Here is a 20,872-nt window from a genome sequence, read left to right as displayed (position 1 = left end):
AAGGGTGGCTGCTTTGTATATGGCAGAAATAATCGGAATCATAGAATTGCTCGCGGGAGCCGCAATGAACCTATGGATCGGCTGGCTCGGAAAAACCTTTTTCGGTAAGGATGACAGAAGTTCAAGAGTCGTGTTAAGAATCTGCGGCATCTTTCTCATAATCAATGGCGTTTCCAGAGCGTTTCATATCTAGTTCACAAAATATTCCGGACTCTTTTATGAAATGTAATCTTTTTCCTTGGGAATCATGTAAAATAGTATAGGATTCTACGAAAAGATTAAGAGGAGGAAGAAACATGAAAAAGAGACTCGTTATGCTATTTGCCGCGGCCGCCGCTGCTTTGTTGCTTGTGAGCGGGTTGTGGGCTCCGTCAGCGTCTGCGGCGCCGGCTCCTGCTTTAACACAAATCCGTATTATCGGTGTGACGTCTGACGGTCAGAATTACCAATGGGAAAATATCGGGCCGAACCAAATCAGCGCATCAAAACCGATGAAGGGGACAACGGGTTATTTAGCCGTATATTTCCAAGGGTATCCGAACAATAACTCGATCCAGGCATTTAACAACGGAACGAATATTACAAATCTTACGTCAAAAGCGCTGGAAGATGAATATACAAAAAACGGCAATATCGTTACAGGCTATATTAAATATTACAGCGTTCCTCTTTCTTATGTCAGTTCAGGAACGTTCTCTTTCTCCGCAACGGGGCTGAACGGGCCGTACACGCCGTTAAGCAGCGGATTTTTCTCCATTCAGGTACAGAGTTAAAACAGCCGCCCGGTGCTTTCATGTATAGTTTTTCTCTCTTTCCGGGAAGCTATTCCTAAAGAAAAGGGAGGGCTTACATGATGGACAGGACACTCGGATATTTGCGCGAGTCGCTTTCGAACCACTTGGAGCATGATGTGTGCCGAGGGATTTATAAAAAGCTTCAGGTGAAGCATTATGCAAATGAGGGCGAGTTTGTGAAAGATCTAAATGATTTGGAAATGGATGCGCTGAATCAACTGCTTGAAAAGGAAATCAAATATGCTGAGAACGAGCAGGATGAGAAGCGCACGATGGAATTGAATGAAGTATATGAGCTCCTGTTTTAAAAAGCCTCCCGGCGGTCGGGAGGCTTTTTATTGTTTCGGAAACAGTTTACAGAATCATCCAACCCTTTGTATAATGGATAGTTGTGAAAAACACAGACGGAGGAGAAACATGAACGAAATAAAAAAACAGACGGTTCTTGAGTTGTCATCGGTTGAAAAAGCTTTGGTTTTTCTGGTGCCGCCATTATTTGGGCTGGTCATCGGATGGTTTCTGCCGGTCATTGCGAAGTGGGCCGTAACATTGGATTGGCTGCCTTTTCACGGGCCGCTGGAAATAATCGCTTCTTTTCACGGATGGAAGGCTGCGGCTGCAACTGCCGTTATCGGCTTAATCGGGGGAGTGTGGCTGACGCGGGCAGCTTTTAAAGAAACTCTTGTGGCAGTCGTGACGGACAGCGAGGTGTCCTTAACCATATATAATGAAGAAAGCGTGTTTTCGAAAGACAGCATTTCCGGTGTGTTTACGGATGAAAAGCATCTTGTCTTATTGGGGACTGAAGGGCAGGAGCTTTTTCGGGAGAAGCTTGAGCCGGCGGTTGAAAAAGCGGCTGATGCGTTTCGCGCGCATGGGTATGTCTGGCTGGGGACGGAAGATCCTTTTAAAGAAGAATACAAACGGTGGGTGCCGGACACGCCGGATTTGGAGCCAGGGGCAAATGCTCTTTTAAAAGCGAGAGAAAAGGCGCTGAAAGAGGAGGAAAAGGCTGATGCGAAAGAACTGAAAGCGGAAATATCCAAACTGGGCATTACCGTGCGGGATAAAGGCTCGCGCCAATATTGGCGGTTCTATCAAACGCCGTCTGCATAAAAAAGCTGCCGCCGTTTGATACGGCCGGGCAGCCCGGGAACAGATTATTTCTTCTTGTCATCATAATATTGAACCGGGTACATGGAGCCTTCGGATACCATTTTGTTATCTTCAATATCTTCGGGATGCGGGTTGCCTGCTTTGTTGACGGGGAATGATTCAATATCCTGCTTCCCGGAGAGCGATGTTTTCATATTGCGGATAAAGTTCATCACCTTTTGGCGGTTTGATTTATCTTTGAGCAGGTAGGAAGTCACTCCGACAGTCGACACGGCAATTCCTGAAATGAGCAGTTTTTGTTTCACGATAAAAACTCCTTTCTATTTCTGGCTTGCAGTAGTTATTCCCGCTTAACGGCTGTTTAAACATCGGAAGGTTAATTTTGGCTTGCCGCTTTAATGCGATAAAGATTGACAAAACTATTTTCAGAATAATATTATAAATATATGATAGCGCTGGAGTCATATTTTAATTGAAAGGTGTTAACTTTATGAATCAATTACATCGCAGAATGGGAACGTTTGCACTCATGATGGTCGGACTTGGGTCGATGATTGGCTCCGGCTGGTTATTCGGGGCGTGGCGGGCGGCTCAGATTGCGGGACCTGCCGCAATTATTTCCTGGATTATCGGTATGATCGTTATTTTGTTTATCGCACTTTCTTACAGTGAATTGGGTTCAATGTTCCCGGAAGCCGGGGGAATGGTAAAATATACTCAATATTCTCATGGATCATTTATTGGATTTATCGCAGGATGGGCAAACTGGATTGCGATTGTTTCCGTTATTCCGGTGGAAGCGGTTGCGTCTGTTCAATACATGAGCTCATGGCCGTGGGAATGGGCAAAATGGACAAGTAATCTCGTTCACAACGGCACTCTTACGGGAGAGGGGCTCGGCTTCGCATCCGTATTACTGATTATTTACTTTTTACTGAATTATTGGACAGTTAACTTATTTTCAAAAGCGAATTCATTGATTACCATCTTTAAAATCATTATTCCGGGACTGACAATCGGAGCGCTGCTGTTTACCGGTTTTCACGGCGAAAACTTCACATCCGGTTCAAGCATTGCGCCGAACGGCTGGGCGAGCGTGCTGACGGCGGTGGCCACATCAGGTATCGTATTTGCGTTTAACGGGTTTCAAAGCCCGATTAACATGGCCGGAGAAGCAAAAAATCCCGGCAAATCGATTCCGATTGCGGTTGTCGGTTCGCTGTTGGTCGCAACCGTCATTTACGTCCTATTGCAAATCGCATTTATCGGTGCGGTTGAACCTTCCATGATTGTTCACGGCTGGAGTCACCTGAACTTCAACTCTCCATTTGCCGATTTGGCGATCGCATTGAATATCAACTGGCTTGTCATTATTCTTTATGCGGATGCGTTCGTATCTCCGTCAGGAACGGGTATCACTTATACCGCTACGACGTCCCGCATGATTTACGGCATGGAAAAAAATAAATATATGCCGAGCATTTTCGGAAAGCTTCATCCGCTGTACGGCGTGCCGCGCCAAGCGATGATTTTCAACCTGATCGTATCGTTTATCTTTCTGTTTTTATTCAGAGGATGGGGCGTGCTTGCTGAAATCATTTCCGTTGCGACGCTGATTTCTTATATCACGGGTCCCGTGACGGTGATGACGCTGCGGCGGACGGCGGCGGATTTGTACCGGCCTCTCCGTCTGAAAGGCCTCAGCGTGGTTGCACCGCTCGGCTTCGTGTTCGCGTCTCTCGTGCTGTATTGGGCGCGCTGGCCGTTAACAGGGCAGGTGCTGTTTATCATTTTGATCGGCCTTCCGATTTATTTCTACTACCAAGCGAAAGCGAAGTGGAAAGGATTCCGCAGAAACTTTAAAGGCGGCGTCTGGATGGTTGTCTATCTGCTCAGCATGATGGTCATTTCATGGCTCGGAAGTGAAAAATTCGGCGGTCTGAACATCATTCCGTACGGATGGGATATGGGGCTGATCGCAATCGTTGCCCTTGCCTTCTATGCGTGGGCGCTGAAGAGCGGCTTCAAGACTGAGTATTTGAAAGACGCCAAAGCAATTAACGATCAATTAAAAGGCGGACAGGCTGAAGCCGCTGCCGGAAAAGAATAATGATTGATAAAAACCTTGCGGTAACATTCCCGCAAGGTTTTTTGATCGGGCAAAAAAACATGGGGTCGATACAGACGTGACGATGAATGAGAAAGCCTAACGACAGGCAACCACGGACAGTATTCTTTTTTTCTCATGATTTCTCCGCCTTATCAATAACTGTCTTCCATATTAAACAATGAATGTAAAAGATATGTTGGGCAACTTCTTTCTTCTCCGTAACTTCATCCGTTTTCCTGTACTTCAAGTCAAAGTTTTAGCGATAAAACAAATAATTAACCATATAGAAAATACAGTACGTAAGTTGTGTTTACAATAATTGTATAATAAATTAAAATATAGGATAATAAACAAATAGTTGGAGGTAATAAGTATGAAAATGAGGAAATTTTTTGCAAGATTATGCATCGTTACTCCCTTAGTATTTGGAGGTTTTACGAGTGTTAAGGCTGTGGACTCGTATAATTCAGAAACAGTAAACTACATATTGAAAATGAATCCGAATCTGTCGAAAAAAGAATTAATTGAATCCGTTAATGATCTAGTTAAACAAGATAATAAAACATCTAATGAGATCTTAGAGGAAATTAAAACTGAATTAAAGAAGCAAGAAAAGCTAGATAAAGAAGAAGATAAAAGTAATAGAATGAGCACAATGGGCAAGAATAGCGGGCCGAAAATTATAGGATCAAGCTCTAAAGGTAATGTTTACTATACACCTGCATCTACTTTTGGGCTTCCGCATGGACACGTCGGTATGTACTATAAGGGAAATCAAATTGTCGAATCGGTCCCTAAAAAAGGTGTTCGTGCAATAGCTTCCTCGAAACGTAAGGTCGAAAAAAATGCTGTAATTCAAAATGTGAAAGTGTCTAGTTCTAAAAAAAATAATTCAGTAAATTGGGGTTACAGCAGGGTTGGGAAGGATGGTTATTCATATAATTTTGCAACAAATAGAAAATCGAGTCATTATGGTGATAAAAACTGTTCAAAACTATTATGGTCAGCTTTTAAGCTAAAGGCTGGTATAGATATGGATAAAGATAAAGGTCTGGGTGTCTATCCAAGAGACATCAGAGATTCCAATTATACAAAAACTATTAAAACATTTTGATGAATTATTTTCACTCCCTAAGTTTATTTAGGGAGTCATATTATTTTAAGGAGTGAGATTATATTTGAACAAGATTAAGTGGCTTATTATAATTGCGGTCATAGTATTAATAGGTATATTTATATGTATCGGAACATTTAAATATACTAATTCAGTTTCTGACGTTAAACAAACTGAAACAGAAAAAGAAAAGAATTTCTTGAATGATAAAATTGCAGCTATATATTATTCAGCAACAATAGATTACCCTAAAGATGGGAGTTACACTGTATACATTGATGAAAAAGGAGCAGCAACAGCTGTAAAAGGAGATGCTATTGAGGTTGGAACCATTGCACAAGATGAAAAAAACATAGTTAGACAGGACAAAAAAGAAGTTTATATGATAGGCGATAACTTTAAAAAATTCCCGATGCAGCATCAAGTACATACAAGTTATGGGCAATCATCAGGCCATTTAATAAAAGAAAATATCTTTTATTTTTTGAATAATCAAGGAGTCGGTGAAAACCATTATAATAGTTTAATTAGATGGGGTAACGGCAATGGATTTCATGAAAAAATTATTCCGGGTTTCTATACAAGTACCGGTAATGACGGTGAATATATTTACGTGATAAATGAAGACTCTTCAATCAAAACACCGACTTTCCAGGATGTTAAAATAGATAAAGATAAAGTTACAGTAGGGAAAGGAACAACAATTCCTATATTAAATGAAGAAAATTGGAGTGTTTATTCACAAATAATAGTTAAAAAAAGCTCAGCCTTTTTTATACTATATAACCAAACGGATAAATCAAACAAAGTACAATTCAAAGTAGCAGAAATTGATTTAAAGCATAATAAGTTTAAAGGGGCATATCCTTTAGGCAGTTATCATATCCCTGATGAAATTTCTCAACTGGCAATTCCTCTTTCCACTAATAACTTTTTTGTGAAAAATGACACTTTATATCATTTGGCAGCTAATTCAATACTTTATACTTTTGATCTGAAAAGTATGAAGCCGGGAAAAAAAATCCCGTTAAATAGGTCGACAAAATTTGAAAACCAAGCAAAATTCACTTATTTTGACGAATCTAAAATTTTCTTGTTAGAAATAAGCAAGGGTGGGAAATATGTGATTAATTCTTACTCTTATAAAAACGGAAAAAAATTAAAATCTACTCCTATCAGAGGACTTGAAAAAATTATTAACAATACCCATGTTTCTGAATATGACTTTTTTATGATTAAGAAAAACAAAGAAGTATGGAGTGGATAGATACATTTTTTAAATCGCTAGACAGCTGAGTGAGTATATTTAAAGGGAAAAATTAAATTCACAAAGGAGAATAATAATGGATGAGCTAGATCTTGCTTTTGGTATTTTACCACTTTCTATTATCGTCTTATCGATTATATTCACTTATATTTTCAAAAAAGTGTATATAATGCCGCTTGTCAGTATAGTTGTTTCAGTCATATTAATGTTCACTGTTTTTAATCTATCCTTCTGGGGATGGGTGGTTGTCTATGGTTTAGTATCACTTGTATTATCGTCTATTACAAATAGTATAAGAAAGAAAATAGATAATAGAAATAAATAATTATATCCTTTTGTTTGTAAGGTATCATAGGTAATTCACAATTACAGTGATACCTTTAATTAATATAAAGGTGAATGTAAGCTTTAATAATATGCTCCGCCCGCTACATAACCCATGACGGCGTTTGCATGATCGGGCAAAAAAAATGGGTTCGGCATCATCTCCGAACCCATGCTGGCTTTATGATTTGTATTCTTTTTTAACCTTTTGGAATATATCCGCATAGTTGGTAAACACACCGGTTACGCCCCAATTCAGCAGACGGCGCATGTCCGCCTCGCTGTTTACGGTGTAAGGATGAAGCAGAAGGCCGTGGCTGCGAATGTTTCGGACATTTTGAGCGTTCAGCGCTTTGTAATCCGGTCCGATTCCGACGGCATATGTTTTAATGTCCGTTAAATCTGCGTCAGTCATTGACGTCATCTGTTCCGCTTCAAGCAATTGGACAGCGGGAAGTTTCGGATCGAGCTGTTTGATTTTCAGAAGGCTGTCCCTGCTGAAAGACTGAATGATAACTTGTCCAAGTTTCGCATGCTTACCTGCCAATTTGTATTTTTTCAGTGAAGCGATCAGTTTTTCTTCCATACCCGGATATGTTTCGGGCGCCTTTGTTTCAATATAATAGTTTGCATGTCTGCCGAACCGTTTTAACACGTCATCAAGTGTGGGAACGCGAAGTCCGGCGTAATTCGGTTTTGCTTTTTCCGGATAGGCCTTATTGAACCAAGAGCCGGCGTCGAGCTTTTGAATCTCGGCTAATGTATGATCCTTCACCCAGCCTTGTCCGTTTGTGGTGCGGTCCAGTTTTTCATCATGCATGACGATCAGCTTGCCGTCTTTTGTCATTTGTAAATCCAGCTCAATATAGTCAGCCTTCATTTTTTGCGCAGTTTCATAAGAAAGGATCGTGTGCTCCGGGACATACCCCGAAGCACCGCGATGGGCAATGGTCAAAATTCTGTCAGGAGACAAGAGGTTTCCTTTTCCCGCCGCCGATACAGGCGTGACGATGAATGACAATAAACCGAATGAAAGCAATACCAAAGCAAACAATTTATGTTTCCGCATGTTTTCTTCCCCCTTAAAAATCAATATCTGTCTCTAGCGTAGAAAATCGTTGTAAATGCTGTACTGCAAAAATATTAATCTTTTATGTTGTTTTCTTACACATGCTCCGCCCGCTTGCCCGTATTCCACGTCATAGCCAAGAAGACGATGGACAGCACGCATGAGGAGATAAGCATGATAAAGCCGCCGTTCCAGTCAAAGCGGTCTACGACATAACCCATGATGGCGTTGGCGAAAGCAGAGCCTCCGATGTAGCCGAAAAACCCGGTTAAGCCGGCTGCCGTTCCCGCCGCTTTTTTAGGCGCAAGGTCAATGGCCTGAAGCCCGATCAGCATGACAGGTCCATAGATTAAGAAGCCGATGCTGATCAGCGCGATATTATCGATGAGCGGATGACCGGCAGGGTTAAGCCAGTAGACCAATACAGCGATAAATACGCCGGCCATGAACAGTACGCCTGCCGGCGCGCGGCGGCTTTTGAAAAACCGGTCGCTGATCCAGCCGCACAAAATCGTTCCCGGAATTCCCGCATATTCATAAAGGAAATAAGACCATCTGGAATCTTCAGGAGAGAACCCTTTCGCTTCCGTCAAATAAGTCGGCGCCCAGTCAACGACACCGTACCGCACGAAATAAACAAAGACATTGGCAAATGCGATATACCACAGAAACTTATTATTCAGCACGTATTTGAAAAGAATTTCTTTGGTCGTCATCTCTTTTTCCTGGTCTTTGAACGCATGTTTCGGATAGTCATTCCGGTATTCTTCAATCGGCGGAAGCCCGCAGGATTGCGGCGTGTCCCGAACGAGAAGAACAATCACAAATGAAATGACGATGGCGATAATCGCCGGAAAGAAAAACACGCTTTTCCAAGTAACAAACATGGCGATGCCGAGAGTCACGAGCGGGGCGAGAATACCTCCGCCTATGTTATGGGCGACATTCCATATCGACATTTTCGTGCCGCGTTCACTGATGGAAAACCAATGAGCCATCGTCCGTCCGCAAGGCGGCCAGCCCATTCCTTGAAACCACCCGTTAATAAACATAAAAATAAACATAATCGTCACGCTTGACGTGACCCACGGCATGGAAACAAATAAAATGTTTACGACACCTGACAAAAACAGACCCGTCGCAAGGAAATATCTCGGGTTGCAGCGGTCAGACACCATCCCCATAATAAATTTACTGAAGCCGTAAGCGATTGATACGGCCGCAAGCACCAAGCCAAGTTCCCCTTTTGAAAACCCTTGTTCCTGAAAATAAGGAATAGCGAAGGCAAAGTTTTTGCGAAGCAAATAATACCCGGCATACCCGATGAAAATCCCCAAAAATACTTGCAGCCTGAGCCGTTTATAGGCCGCATCCGTCTTTGAATCATCCAATCTCTCAATATGCGGAGCCGGCTTAAACAATTGAAACATCATATCCTCCCCTTTGCTGAACGTCTATCATGATGTATGTATGACTCCTTTCCTTGAAAATGACAAAAAGAACCAGAAATCACCCTTGTGAAAGGGCGGGGTTTCCTGGTTCTCCTCATCTCCATCCAAAAATCATTAACTTGTGTATGATAGCGCTTTCTTAAATTATCACAGTCTGACGTGAATGTAAACGCTTTAAGGAAAGTTTTCATTTTTTTGAATAAATAACCGGAGGGAAAATCAGCCGGAGCGCGAAAGATTTGAAGTACTCGATTTTGTACTCAGGCATAAGATGTGTTAGGCCGCACTAAGAAAAGCGAAGGGAGTGCATCTGTTGATTGATGAATTGGATTTTGCGTTCGGTGTTCTGCCGCTTTGTATCATCATCTTGTCAGTCGCCGGAACGTACCTGTTTAAAAACGCGTTCATTATGCCGGCTGCCGCTTTGGCCGTTTGCCTTATATGCACCTTTACCGTATTGAATTTCTCGTTTATCGGGTGGGCCGTTGTGTATACGCTTGTCTCTTTCGCGTTATCGCATATTACGATGGTGGTGATCAGCCAAAATAAAAAATAGGATCGGCGGCAGCCGATCCAGCTATCATAAGCAGAGATGCGCTCTCTGCTTTGTTTTATTTATGAATGTGCAGGAATTCCTTGATGACCGCGGTCTGTTCTTCTTTCGGATAGCTTCTGTACAGATGGCTGGCTAAGCGGACGGGGTCACCGAAGAAGTACCGCTCATATTGTGTCTGTCTTGTTCCAAAGGGGCTCATGGTCAAATCCCATGCGAGGCGGAACACTTTTACCCGGTCCTCAGCGTTCAATTCGGCCGCCTGCAAATATTGGTCAAGGTCTCCTCTGATGTCAGAACGGAACGCTTTTTCAGTCGGCAAAGTCACCATTCCGCTTGCCCCGATCAGCTGAATGATTTCCGTGAAGCGCGGGTAGATGTCGGGAAAAATCGCGCTGACCACACGAAGCGGAGTGACACTCGGACGCATATAACCCCATTCATCTGTTTCCGCATCATTCTCCGACTTTTCCAAAAGGGCTTTCATCGTTTCCAGACCGGTGATGATTTCAGCCATCTTAGCCTGAATATGCTGATATTCGCCCACATCTATCGCTTCGACAAGCGTTTGGGCGAGGCCCAGGAGAAACTCCGTCTTTACAATTTGTCTCGTGATGACTTGATGAAATGCGAAGGCGTTAAAAGAGCTTTTCATATTAAAATCAAAAGCCGCCTCGTAATTATTATAAAAAAATACGCGTTCCCAAGGGACCAAAACGTGATCAAATACAACGATAGAATCCATTTCTTCATATCTTGAGCTGAGCGGATAATCAAACGATGATTTTCCGAGTACGAAAGATTCCCTGCAGATGAATTTTACTCCCTTTGTATTGGAAGGGATTGAAAAAGCGAACGCTTCATCCGATTCAAAATACATTTTAGGCAGAGAAACCACGAGCACTTCATCCGTCAGGCCGCCTTGTGTGGCTAAAATCCGGGCGCCGTGTATGATGAGGCCTTTTTCATTTTTATCGACGACTTTTGCCGAGATAGGTGTCGGCGATACGTTTACACCCATTTGTGAACGATTCACCTGAGGGGTGATAAACGTGTGCGTAAAAGAAAGATCCTGTGCAGCAGCGCGTTCGTACAGCGCTTGAACATGTTCCGGAAAACAATGCTCGCGGTCTTTCAAAAGCGCGGCGGAGGAGGCGAAGCTCATCAGCACGGTATTCATATAATCCGGGCTTCGTCCCATCATTCCGTGCGTGTGTCTGGCCCAATGTTCGAACATGTTTCTTCTTCTTTTTACGTCTTCTTTCGTTTTCGGCTGCAGGTATGAAAGCCCGGCCCGTTCTTTTTTACCGGGAAGACTGTAAGTCATTTGATCTTTCATATCCGGTTTCGTTTGCAAATCATAAAGAGAGCGCTTCGTTTCCAGAAGGCCCTTAAATGCGGGATGCTCAGAAATCTGTCCCTCGATCTTTTCACCATCAAGCCAAATCTCATTTCCAAGCTGATTTAATCGGTCAATGAACATTTTGCCATTAATGATACCCATCATGTCGCCCTTCTTTCTTTGCGGATCCACTACCTCATTATATTGAAAACGAAATTGGGTGTTCCGGTTATTTCCAAAGGAGAAGAGCCTTTTTTGATAAGGGGGGTGAAGGGATTGCATAATAAAAAACCCCTTAAGCAGAGGGGTTTTAACTGATCATGTCTTTGTATCGTTGTTCGAGGACAAAGTCTATCATTCCGGTGATACGGGTGTTTTCAGCGTTCTTTGTAAAGTGAGGAATGGAGTGCAAAGGCCCTTTTTGGTACAGTTTCAGCAGTTTTATTAGATATATTAAGCCCCTGGCGAATAAAAAAAGCAGAAGATATGGAAGTAGGCGGGGAACATGAACATAGCTGACTTGACCTGAGAAAAGTGCAGTCAGAAACATAGCAATAATGCTTCCGATAAAAATCCATTTCATAAAATCCAATAATGAGAAGTCGGGTTTGGAAAACTGATTTTTCAGCTTGAATAACTTCTCTGTATCTTGTTCTTCAAGACATTTCATCAGTTCTTCATCATTTTTACAAGAGCTAATCTGCTTCATGCTTTCTTCGAGTGTATCATCACTTTGTTTACCGCCCGCTAAAGAAGCCAGTGTACGATATTTCTTTTCCAGATTTGTATTTATCATATTTATAACCCGGAAGGAGTAAGTGTTTCTTCTTAAGCGGCTGTCAGGTAACCGGTCTTTCTTTTCGCGCGAAAAAAACATATAAAACGCGACAATACATCCGATTGTAAACAGTGAAAACACTGCCGGCAACAGATCAGATAAAATGGGAAAAGGTATGAGTGTTTTGACTTGAATAAACAAGAATGAAGTGAAGATCAACGCCATCGCTATACAGCAAAAAGCAATCTTCATGAGCATTTGAAAAGGAAGAGCCGGGGCAGAGTAATAGTACTTTAAAAGACTGAGCGTATGTACATCCTGTTCAGATAAAAAGTCCATCATTTCTTGTTCATTCTTACATTTTAACAATCTTTGTGCAGTTTGCTTTGCTGTGTTAAATGCGGATTGATTTTCATTCAATGAGTGAAACCTCCAAAAAAATAATAGGAATAAAACTGCATGAATGAGATATTCATGCAGTTTTTCTTTGATTAGTAGAGATCCGTCATATAAGCGTAAAGGGCTAGTAAAACTGCGGCGAATTCAGTTACCGCTTCTACTGTTTTATTCCCGGTCGGTTTTTCAGTAAGGATCTTAGAGGTGAAATAGAAAGCAGACACCCCTGCAACAATAACGAGAGTTGAAGGGAGAAGATCCCAGTCCTTCGCTAATTCACTTTCTGCAGCTGAAACCGGTACACCTTTATACGTTTTAATTCTAAACGTAAACATGGTCGTAAGTCCAGTTGTGGATCCATCGGCAACTGGAATGTCAGGTGTATAGATTTTAATTGAAACATCTAAAGATTGAGCAGAAGGGGTCACTGCCATTTCCAGATAACCGTTTCTTACAGATAGGCTCAGATTGTCTAATAAATTTTGATAAGAACGGATGTCTGAAGCCGTAAGTATTGTTTGTGTATCTCCCAGTAAACCAGTAACATATGCCCCGGGCTTTCCATTTGTTATTGTCATTGTATTAGCAGACCCCTCACTTGGGATCGTATACAGAATTGAAGTAGACAATAAGATATCTAAAGTTGGGGAAGTTAAAATGGTTTCGGTTGTACCGAATTCGAACATCATATTGGCAAGACCGGATATATTCTCTAAATCCGGAATTGTTGACAGGATATTGGTTAATGTGTTTAGTCTTGCATCATACACAGGATCAGAAGGCGGATGGACGCTGCTTGCACCCGAGTCTTTTCCGGAGTATCCGTCTTTGTCAATGGCGACTTTTCCCGCTCCGCTTCCGATTGTCCCTTCATAAAATTGATCAAAAGCCCAGTTTTTCGGCATCGGGTATCCGAGGTTGCCGCTGAATCCGGTCGACATGTTAGCCGTAAAGCTATATTTGGTCAGACCTGCTTCTGACGTCCGGATACAAATGTTTCTCGGTCCGTATACCCCGATTTCATATTTCGGCGCAGTAGAGAACGCCTGCATTTTCATAAAAGCTGACTTGATTTCTTGGAAGTAAGGAATGATTTTATCCGTGACTTCATAATCATACGCATCAAAATCGACCGCAAAGTAAATGGTCGTTCCTGACGGAAAACCTAATCTTCGGGCGGCTGATGCAGCGCTGTACGCATCTCTCGTTCCTTGGTCTTTTACAAAATAAGAAGATTCATAGCCGCCGTCCTGATAAATCGGAAACACGCTTAAGCCGGCATTGAAAATCGTGGAAAGTTCTTTTGACGTTAACGCTTTCGATGTCAGTCCGCTGCTTGTCCGCACATTCCCGGTCAGATATCTTCCCACGATCTTATAGCCATTCTCACGCAAAGTTTTGGCCGTATCTGCCGTCAAAATGGCAGCGGTGTCACAAGCTGAAGCAGCCCGCGTTGTGTCGCCGGAGCTTGATAATAAAGCTTTAATCGTCGGCATGTCCGCATAACCGGTCTGCGGCAGGCACATAAACTTTTGGAAAGCTTTCACTGCCGATACAACTCCGACGCCGTATTTTCCGTCGAATTCACCGGGATCAAACGCTTCCCCATTACAGTAAAGCGCGTATTGAACAATCAAAACAAAGCCTGTCCGTGAATCGCCGGGAGTCAAGGTAGGGCATAAGCTGGTCGTCCCGTTTCCGAAAAATCCATTGGCGACGCTTGTGCTCATGCCTTCTTCTTTTTGCAGAGCATAAATGAGAGCCTTGTTTGTATCGCGGGCGTATAAGCCGTCACAAGGCATCAAGCCGATGTAGTCATTGTAATCCCGGTTCAGGTTCTGCTGGATTTGGCGGATTCTTTTGTCGCCTCCCGCTACTAACCGAAAAGCGCTCATATCCAGCAAGGCTTTCATAATGAGAGCCGTGACGATGCCGTCTTGCTTAGTGAGCCCGGCCGCTTTTTGAAACTCTTTTACAGCGCTTTCGGTATTTTCATAGAAAACGCCTGAAAATCCGCCGGGGTTAAAACCTTTACACCACAGCGCCCCTTGCAGAATGTAATTCATGTTTGTCGGCTTTGAATCGGGAGCCTGCTTTTTCAACGGCTTAAACAATCTTTGTGTCGTCGGTCCGAAGTTATCGGCAGGTTCTGAAATACCAAGCTCAATTTGAAGCGCCCGTGTCAGACCGTAAATGGTATCCCAGCCCGTTTTTCCGTTTTCCGGCACTTTGTTGTACCCGTGTCTGCCTTTGTACGTCTCATTCAGCCATTGTTGTGTTTCCAGGACCATTTCGTCCATTGTAATCCCTCCATTGCGTGTAGTGTGCGTTCATTCATAGGTGGCAAACGTATGACAGTTTGTCATGGGTGCAGGAGTTTATCCAAGGAGAGCCCCATCATACAGCCGCAGAACAAACGCCGAAAGAGAGGCATTGATAGGAAAAGACCTCGCTATGACAATTGATATAAAAACAACAAAATGAATAGCGGTTTAAAGTAACTTTATCACTTAATCAAAAATAACAAGAATCATAAGTAGTAGTCATATAGTCATTTTAAGGGCTGTTCACATCTCTTCCTGCGGTCAAAATGGTTAGTTGGACGGATTTATGATTGGCTATATTGTCATTAACATAAATAGGGTAAATAGTTACAGGAAGGAAGGATTTTCTCGATGAAAAGCAAAAAGATTTTTAAGTCGCTCATCATTATTTTCACTCTTTTAATCAGCGGAATTGGTTTTATGGGTTTTTCTTCTCCGCAAAAAGCAGAGGCTAAAGACTGGCTTCATACTTATAAAAGCGGGTATTTCACTAACTATGTGATCAATACATATCACCCTAAATTCACTAAAACGACAAAAAAGTACACCTTGAGAGCCGTGACTTTTAAATCCAACAGTAAAGGGAAGGGCACGTATAAAATATACGTCCAAAAGCAAGTCAACGGCAAAGGTGCCTGGAAAACAATCAAAACCGCCAATGCAAAGAAAAATGGAACGACTTATTTTGAAACACCTTCGTTAAAAAAAGGAGATTCATACAGATTTAAAATGGTCAATCAGGGTTCGAAAAAACGTGTCAATTATAGTGCAAGATGGATTGTATTCGCTTCATAATGCTGATTTTCCGGTCTATAAAGTTTTAGCTGCTGCAGCTGCGGCAGCTTTTTATTTTGTCCGGAGCTCAACCGCCAGGGAGCCTGCACCTGTCTATTCGGGCGTACGTTTGTATTCACCGCATCATTCTGGATTATGCGGAAAGGTACATCGCTTCAATGATAAGCCAATCCCGGGTTCTTTTGATTCGTTTGAAAATGTTCTGATATAAAAAAGGCGTGCCGCGGTGTAAAATGGCTATATTGATAAATATGGAGGTTGAGATGGATCAAGATTATATGACTGAGCTTGTCTCGGTCCAGCTGAAGAAAATCCGGTCGGAGAGAGGCTATACGCAAGAGAAAATGGCGGACGTGATCGGCCTTTCTAAAAAGTCGCTGGTGCAGATTGAGAAAGGGCGGGCGCTTGCGGAATGGCCGCACGTTGTGGCGGTTTGCGCGCTTTTCAGATCAAGTGAAACACTGCAATCCGTATTAGGAGATGATCCGCTGGAAGTCATTGAAACGGTTGCTCACCGCACAATTGACAGGCCGAAGGGGAAGACGATGGGCGGCAAGGTGTGGTGGAAAGCCATCGAGAAAAAAGGCGAGTTCCGCTTGCAGCAGCATTTGATTTCCCACCATTACCGCATCCTTGATTCCTATGATGATCTGTGGTTCAGCAGTTTTGAAAAGGCAGAGGCTTTGGAGCGGCTTGATGAGCTGTTTTTGGAGGCGGAAGAAGCGAAGCGCTGACGCACCTCCGGTTGATGTATTTTCTGATAAGTGGGAAAATATATATAAATTCCAGCCAAAGGAGAGATTCGAATGAAGCCTGAAGATATCGTCCGAAGCGGCCCGAATCAGTACATATGCAAGGAAGGAATCGCAAAAGAACTTCCGGGGCTGCTGGAGACATTCAGAAAACCCGTTATTGTGACCGGAATCAAATCCTATCAGGCGTTCTCCGATTACAGCGGCGGTTCTTCCTGGGATGTGATTCAGCATAAAGGATACTGTTCACCTGAGGCGGTGCGTAAGGTCTGTGAGCAGGCGGAAGACGCGGATGTGATCATCGGTATCGGAGGCGGCACGATTTTGGATTTGGCAAAAGCGGCGGCAGACCGGCTTGATATTGAAGCTGTGATGGTTCCTTCCATTGCGGGGACGTGTGCGGCAAGTACGCCGTTGAGTGTCATATATGATGAGAGCGGCAATTTTATCAGAGTTGATTATCATAAGCGTTCAAGCTATTTGACGCTTGTTGATCCGCTGTTTTTGCTTTCCTCTCCCATTGAATATATGAAAAGCGGGATCGGTGATACGCTGGCGAAATGGTATGAGGCTGAGGCGGTCATCAGAAATACGGAGGAGGCGGCGCCGCTGATGGCGCAGGCGGGGCTGAGACAGGCGGAATATATCCGTAATCTGTTATTGCGTTACAGTGAAGCGGCCGTCGGAAGCATGGAGAAAGGCGAGCTGTCCGTGCCGTTCATCCATACGGCGGAAACGATCATTATGCTTGCGGGAACGGTCGGCGGGTATGGCGGCCGTTTGTGCAGGATGGCAGGGGCGCATGCGGTCCACAACGGACTCAGTTTTCTTCAGGAGACACATCAGGTGCTGCATGGCCAGAAGGTTGCTTACGGCATATTGGTGCAGCTCGCGCTTGAGAATCGGAGACCTGAGATTGAAGAGCTGCTTCCGTTTTACCTCCGGCTCGGTTTCCCCGTCAGCCTCTGTGATCTCGGCATCCTTGACAACCATGAGGAAGCCAAGCGCCGCATTGCTTCTCACGCCTGCCGGGCGGAAGAATCGTTATGTTTAATGGGGCAATATTGCGAGAAGGACGTGTCAGCGGCGATTGAATCGCTCGAATCAGCGCAAAAGACAGGATAGAGCTTGTCATCTATCTTGTCTTTATTTTTTGAATATTTCCGTTATAATGAGTGGGGTATAGAAAGGGAGGGGCCAAAGGACATGTATCAGGCGAAGAAGATGTTGTTATTAGGATCAGGCGAGCTGGGGAAAGAAGTCGTCATTGAAGCGCAACGGCTCGGGGTTGTCACTGTAGCCGTTGACAGCTATGAGCATGCTCCCGCCATGCAGGCCGCGCACAAAAGCTATGTGATTGATATGCTTGATAAAGCGCAGGTCAGAGAAGTCATTGAGAAAGAAAAACCGGACTTGATCGTGCCGGAAGTGGAAGCCATTGCGACGGATGAGCTGCTGAAGCTTGAGGAAGAAGGTTTTCACGTCATTCCGAATGCGCGTGCGGCAAAGCTGACGATGGACCGTGAAGGCATCAGACGGCTTGCGGCAGAGACGCTTCATCTTCCGACTGCCGGCTATGAATTCGCGAATACATATGAAGAATTTAAAGAAGCGGCGGAAACAATCGGCTTTCCGTGCGTGGTAAAACCGCTGATGAGCTCTTCCGGAAAAGGGCAAAGCGTGTGCCGCTCGGCTTCCGGGCTGAAAAGCTGCTGGGACATGGCGATGGAAGGCGGCCGAGTGAAAAACGGCCGGGTCATCGTTGAGGAATTCATTCCGTTTGAATCAGAAATCACTCTTCTGACAGTGCGTGCGGCGAACGGTACGTCCTTTTGCGCGCCGATCGGACATGAACAAAAAGACGGTGACTATATTGAATCATGGCAGCCTCATCATATGACGGAACAGCAGATCAAAGAGGCGAAACACATTGCGAAAAGCATAACGGACGAGCTCGGCGGATACGGTTTGTTCGGTGTGGAGCTTTTCCTTACTGAAGATAAAGTATATTTCAGCGAGGTGTCTCCCCGTCCGCATGATACGGGGCTCGTTACGCTTGTAACGCAAAATTTGTCAGAGTTTGCGCTGCATGTCCGCGCGGTCTTGGGATTCCCGATTCCGGAAATCATTCAGCTGTCGCCGGGGGCAAGCCGTCCGCTGAAGGCGCCAAAAGAGCTTGCTGATTATGCGGTTGAAGGTTTGGAGAAAGCTTTGGCAGTAAAAAGCACTCAGATCCGCGTATTCGGTAAACCCGTCACGAAAGTAGGACGCCGTATGGCGGTTGCGCTTTCTGCAGCTGAGACCGTTGAAGAAGCCAGGGAAAGAGCGGCCGAAGCACTCAGCCATTTATCAATTACATAAAATGATCTTAAAAGGCGTTTTTACCGTAATGGTAAGGCGCCTTTTTTGTTTGGCAGACTATATACTGGAAAACGGGGTTGTGAGATAATGTATGAGGCCGTTTTGTGCCGGCTTTTGAATTCATGAAACTTTTTATGTCCGCAATCGTTATATGTAATGTTCTCATTTCACGGAGAAGGAAATAACAATACATCATACGGCTTTTCATTCATCAAGAACGGACAATCCGGATCGCGGCATGGAATATTGAAGCAGGGTAATCCGGAATAGAGGCATGCATGATTGCTTACCTTAATATGAACGGCGAAAAAACAAAAATCACCAGATTAGATTGTTCAAATAACACCAAATGCTGTATAATAAAAGAATTTGAATGATAGCATTGAAAGAATTTCATTTTATGTTTCCGTAAAATGGAGCCTTTATGCATACGCAGTCCGATTTGATATGGTTTTAATTGGGGGTTTGTGTAAACTGTGAATTATATACCTAGTATGATTACAATTGGAAATTTTATTTGCGGGCTCTTATCGATTCATTCCCTTTTGTATCATAATATACACTCTGCGGTGATCTTTATTTTCACCGGGATGTTTCTTGATTTCTTTGACGGTTTGGCCGCCCGTAAGCTGAACGCGGTATCGGAGATGGGAAGGGAGCTTGACTCTTTTGCTGATCTCGTGACGTTCGGCGTGGCGCCGTCTATGCTCGCTTACAGTGTTTCATTATATACGATTCCGTTCATCGGAATTTTAATCGCGCTTTCCTACAGCATCTGCGGGATGATCCGTCTTTCCAGATTTAATATTGAACAAAGCAAGCTGCCGACGTTTATCGGGATGCCGATTCCGTTTGCGGGTATGTGTCTTGTCATTTTGAGCTTTATCAATAACGCTTTTCTTCTGGGGGCGGGAACGATCGCGCTCGGTTATTTAATGGTCAGCAACATTAAATTTCCGCACTTTAAAAAACAGGCGCCTGAAAACCTGGAGAGCAGAAGATGGAATTAGTTCAGCAATTAATATCCGATTACGGATATATCGCGATTTTTCTTATGCTGACACTCGGTATTATCGGATTGCCTATTCCGGATGAAGTCATGATGACACTTGTGGGCTACTTCGCTCATATAAACGTGCTGAATTACGGGCTCTCCATTCTGATCAGCTTTATCGGAGCGCTCCTTGGGATGATTATCAGCTACTTCATCGGCAGAAAAGCCGGCCGGCCGTTTATTAATAAGTTCGGGAAATGGGTCGGCCTGAAGGAAAAGAGGATGGAGAAAGTAGACAGGTGGATGAAGAAGTACGGGCCGTACACCATTATTTTAGGTTATTTCATCCCCGGCATCAGACACGTGACCTGCTACTTTTCCGGAATCGGCAGAATGGAATTCAAAACCTACTTATGCTTCGCCGCCATCGGAGCGTTTTTATGGTGTTTTATTTTTATTACTATAGGAAAATTCATAGGAGTAATCAATGTTTAATACTGCCGCTAAAGTTCTTTACCGTTCATTGATTGAACTGACTAATAATCGATTGACGTCTTATCTCATTAAAAACTTCTGTGAATCGAAACTGAGCAAGCCGATGATTCCGCTGTTTTCCAAACACTATCGCATTAACTGGAATGAAACGGAACGCACGGCTTCTGACTTTGATTCACTGGCGTCATTTTTCATTCGTGATATTAATTTGAATCTCCGCCCCGTGGCAAAAGAGAAGAACGCCATCGTCAGCCCGGTGGACGGCGTCGTTCAGACGGTGGGCATGATTAATCCTAATCAAACTTTCATGGTAAAAGGGAAGGATTATTCGTTCGCCGAACTGACGGGGTTTAAAAGCGCCGATCACAAGTATAACGGCGGGTGTTTTGCCGTGCTTTACCTGAGCCCGAGACATTACCACCGCTTCCATTCTCCCGTCAGCTGCACGTATCAGAAGCTGGCCGAGCTGGGGAAACGCTCCTATCCCGTTAATACGATGGGGTTAAAGTACGGGAAAGACGTGCTCTCAAAAAATTACCGTTATGTGTACGAGCTGACCCGTGCTGACCAGCAGATGCTCATGATTCCGGTAGGTGCGATGAATATTAACTCGATCGTTCAGACAAACACCGGAAACAGGCTTGAGACGGGGGAAGAGCTGGGCTATTTTTCATTTGGATCGACCGTTATTTTAGTATTCGAGAAAGATATGTTTACCCCTTCGGATAACCTGACTGAAGGCCGTGAATTACAGGTCGGCCAGATCATCGGTTATGCGGAGTCACAGGAGGAGGCGTCCGCTTTATAAAAGCTGCTCCTCTTTTTTATATGGTGTAA

Annotated in this window: 22 protein-coding genes; 16 read left to right on the top strand and 6 right to left on the bottom strand. The window is 43.8% G+C overall.

The window, feature by feature from the left end:
- The first annotated feature begins 13 nt into the window (after nucleotides 1-13).
- From SB24_RS08550 to SB24_RS08535, 4 genes are all read left to right on the top strand, one after another.
- Entirely contained in the window at nucleotides 14-193 is a 180-nt protein-coding gene (locus SB24_RS08550) for a hypothetical protein (RefSeq protein WP_032862732.1), read from the top strand.
- 103 nt (nucleotides 194-296) lie between these two features.
- Nucleotides 297-773, top strand: a complete 477-nt coding sequence (locus SB24_RS08545; protein WP_015239070.1) for a DUF4879 domain-containing protein — start codon at nucleotides 297-299, stop codon at nucleotides 771-773.
- Between the two features lie 80 nt (nucleotides 774-853).
- Nucleotides 854-1,102 carry a sigma-G-dependent sporulation-specific acid-soluble spore protein CsgA gene (locus SB24_RS08540; RefSeq protein ID WP_031378862.1) on the top strand — a complete coding sequence of 83 codons (249 nt, stop codon included), beginning with the start codon at nucleotides 854-856 and terminating at the stop codon, nucleotides 1,100-1,102.
- Between the two features lie 109 nt (nucleotides 1,103-1,211).
- Nucleotides 1,212-1,910, top strand: a complete 699-nt coding sequence (locus SB24_RS08535; RefSeq protein WP_039252906.1) for a YqeB family protein — start codon at nucleotides 1,212-1,214, stop codon at nucleotides 1,908-1,910.
- Nucleotides 1,911-1,954: 44 nt separating this feature from the next.
- On the opposite strand, the gene SB24_RS08530 is transcribed toward SB24_RS08535, so the two are convergent.
- Nucleotides 1,955-2,215, bottom strand: a complete 261-nt coding sequence (locus SB24_RS08530; protein WP_039252903.1) for a hypothetical protein — start codon at nucleotides 2,213-2,215, stop codon at nucleotides 1,955-1,957.
- 185 nt (nucleotides 2,216-2,400) lie between these two features.
- On the opposite strand from SB24_RS08530, the gene SB24_RS08525 reads away from it, so the two are divergent.
- From SB24_RS08525 to SB24_RS08510, 4 genes are all read left to right on the top strand, one after another.
- Nucleotides 2,401-4,020 (top strand): glutamate/serine transporter AimA, encoded by a 1,620-nt coding sequence (locus SB24_RS08525; RefSeq protein ID WP_031378861.1) that lies wholly within the window; start codon nucleotides 2,401-2,403, stop codon nucleotides 4,018-4,020.
- 373 nt (nucleotides 4,021-4,393) lie between these two features.
- Nucleotides 4,394-5,134, top strand: a complete 741-nt coding sequence (locus SB24_RS08520) for a hypothetical protein (RefSeq protein WP_039252900.1) — start codon at nucleotides 4,394-4,396, stop codon at nucleotides 5,132-5,134.
- A gap of 64 nt (nucleotides 5,135-5,198) precedes the next feature.
- Nucleotides 5,199-6,401: a hypothetical protein gene (locus SB24_RS08515; protein WP_039252896.1), complete on the top strand. Its 1,203-nt coding sequence runs from the start codon at nucleotides 5,199-5,201 to the stop codon at nucleotides 6,399-6,401.
- A gap of 76 nt (nucleotides 6,402-6,477) precedes the next feature.
- The gene (locus SB24_RS08510) at nucleotides 6,478-6,726 is read left to right on the top strand and encodes a DUF2651 family protein (RefSeq protein WP_014720665.1); all 249 of its coding nucleotides are present in this window, start codon (nucleotides 6,478-6,480) and stop codon (nucleotides 6,724-6,726) included.
- Nucleotides 6,727-6,906: 180 nt separating this feature from the next.
- Here the strand turns inward: SB24_RS08510 and SB24_RS08505 are convergent, their stop codons facing one another.
- Both SB24_RS08505 and glpT read right to left on the bottom strand, forming a co-directional pair.
- Nucleotides 6,907-7,794 (bottom strand): glycerophosphodiester phosphodiesterase, encoded by an 888-nt coding sequence (locus tag SB24_RS08505; protein ID WP_015416714.1) that lies wholly within the window; start codon nucleotides 7,792-7,794, stop codon nucleotides 6,907-6,909.
- Nucleotides 7,795-7,889: 95 nt separating this feature from the next.
- Nucleotides 7,890-9,224, bottom strand: coding sequence for a glycerol-3-phosphate transporter (gene glpT / locus SB24_RS08500; protein ID WP_003156725.1), 1,335 nt, complete (start codon nucleotides 9,222-9,224; stop codon nucleotides 7,890-7,892).
- 334 nt (nucleotides 9,225-9,558) lie between these two features.
- Between glpT and SB24_RS08495 the strand changes: the two genes are divergently transcribed.
- Nucleotides 9,559-9,801: a DUF2651 family protein gene (locus tag SB24_RS08495; protein ID WP_007408994.1), complete on the top strand. Its 243-nt coding sequence runs from the start codon at nucleotides 9,559-9,561 to the stop codon at nucleotides 9,799-9,801.
- Between the two features lie 55 nt (nucleotides 9,802-9,856).
- Here the strand turns inward: SB24_RS08495 and hpaB are convergent, their stop codons facing one another.
- The 3 genes from hpaB to SB24_RS08480 form a co-directional block, all read right to left on the bottom strand.
- Nucleotides 9,857-11,302, bottom strand: coding sequence for a 4-hydroxyphenylacetate 3-monooxygenase, oxygenase component (hpaB, locus tag SB24_RS08490; protein ID WP_039252891.1), 1,446 nt, complete (start codon nucleotides 11,300-11,302; stop codon nucleotides 9,857-9,859).
- 148 nt (nucleotides 11,303-11,450) lie between these two features.
- A complete protein-coding gene (locus SB24_RS08485) occupies nucleotides 11,451-12,338 on the bottom strand; it encodes a hypothetical protein (protein WP_031378857.1) in 888 nt (295 codons plus the stop codon).
- Nucleotides 12,339-12,409: 71 nt separating this feature from the next.
- Nucleotides 12,410-14,614 carry a glycoside hydrolase domain-containing protein gene (locus SB24_RS08480; protein ID WP_039252888.1) on the bottom strand — a complete coding sequence of 735 codons (2,205 nt, stop codon included), beginning with the start codon at nucleotides 14,612-14,614 and terminating at the stop codon, nucleotides 12,410-12,412.
- A 375-nt stretch (nucleotides 14,615-14,989) separates the two neighbouring features.
- Here SB24_RS08480 and SB24_RS08475 point away from each other — a divergent pair, with 375 nt between their 5' ends.
- The 7 genes from SB24_RS08475 (at nucleotide 14,990) to SB24_RS08445 (ending at nucleotide 20,843) form a co-directional block, all read left to right on the top strand.
- Nucleotides 14,990-15,433, top strand: coding sequence for a Ser-Thr-rich GPI-anchored membrane family protein (locus SB24_RS08475; RefSeq protein WP_007408999.1), 444 nt, complete (start codon nucleotides 14,990-14,992; stop codon nucleotides 15,431-15,433).
- Between the two features lie 263 nt (nucleotides 15,434-15,696).
- The gene (locus SB24_RS08470; protein ID WP_003156718.1) at nucleotides 15,697-16,167 is read left to right on the top strand and encodes a helix-turn-helix transcriptional regulator; all 471 of its coding nucleotides are present in this window, start codon (nucleotides 15,697-15,699) and stop codon (nucleotides 16,165-16,167) included.
- A 72-nt stretch (nucleotides 16,168-16,239) separates the two neighbouring features.
- The gene (locus SB24_RS08465; protein ID WP_031378714.1) at nucleotides 16,240-17,310 is read left to right on the top strand and encodes an iron-containing alcohol dehydrogenase family protein; all 1,071 of its coding nucleotides are present in this window, start codon (nucleotides 16,240-16,242) and stop codon (nucleotides 17,308-17,310) included.
- A gap of 81 nt (nucleotides 17,311-17,391) precedes the next feature.
- Nucleotides 17,392-18,546, top strand: a complete 1,155-nt coding sequence (purT, locus tag SB24_RS08460; RefSeq protein WP_039252885.1) for a phosphoribosylglycinamide formyltransferase 2 — start codon at nucleotides 17,392-17,394, stop codon at nucleotides 18,544-18,546.
- A gap of 476 nt (nucleotides 18,547-19,022) precedes the next feature.
- Nucleotides 19,023-19,556: a CDP-diacylglycerol--serine O-phosphatidyltransferase gene (gene pssA, locus SB24_RS08455; RefSeq protein ID WP_007409002.1), complete on the top strand. Its 534-nt coding sequence runs from the start codon at nucleotides 19,023-19,025 to the stop codon at nucleotides 19,554-19,556.
- Complete coding sequence (locus SB24_RS08450) at nucleotides 19,547-20,035, top strand: DedA family protein (RefSeq protein ID WP_015416720.1); 489 nt, start codon at nucleotides 19,547-19,549, stop codon at nucleotides 20,033-20,035. The genes pssA and SB24_RS08450 overlap by 10 nt, the downstream gene beginning before the upstream one ends.
- On the top strand, nucleotides 20,028-20,843 hold the full coding sequence (locus tag SB24_RS08445; RefSeq protein WP_015239079.1) for a phosphatidylserine decarboxylase: 816 nt from the start codon (nucleotides 20,028-20,030) through the stop codon (nucleotides 20,841-20,843). Before SB24_RS08450 ends, SB24_RS08445 begins: the two co-directional genes overlap by 8 nt.
- Nucleotides 20,844-20,872: the final 29 nt, after the last annotated feature.

This window comes from Bacillus sp. Pc3, from assembly GCF_000815145.1.
Taxonomy (GTDB): domain Bacteria; phylum Bacillota; class Bacilli; order Bacillales; family Bacillaceae; genus Bacillus; species Bacillus velezensis.
This window is presented reverse-complemented; position numbering and strand designations above follow the sequence as displayed.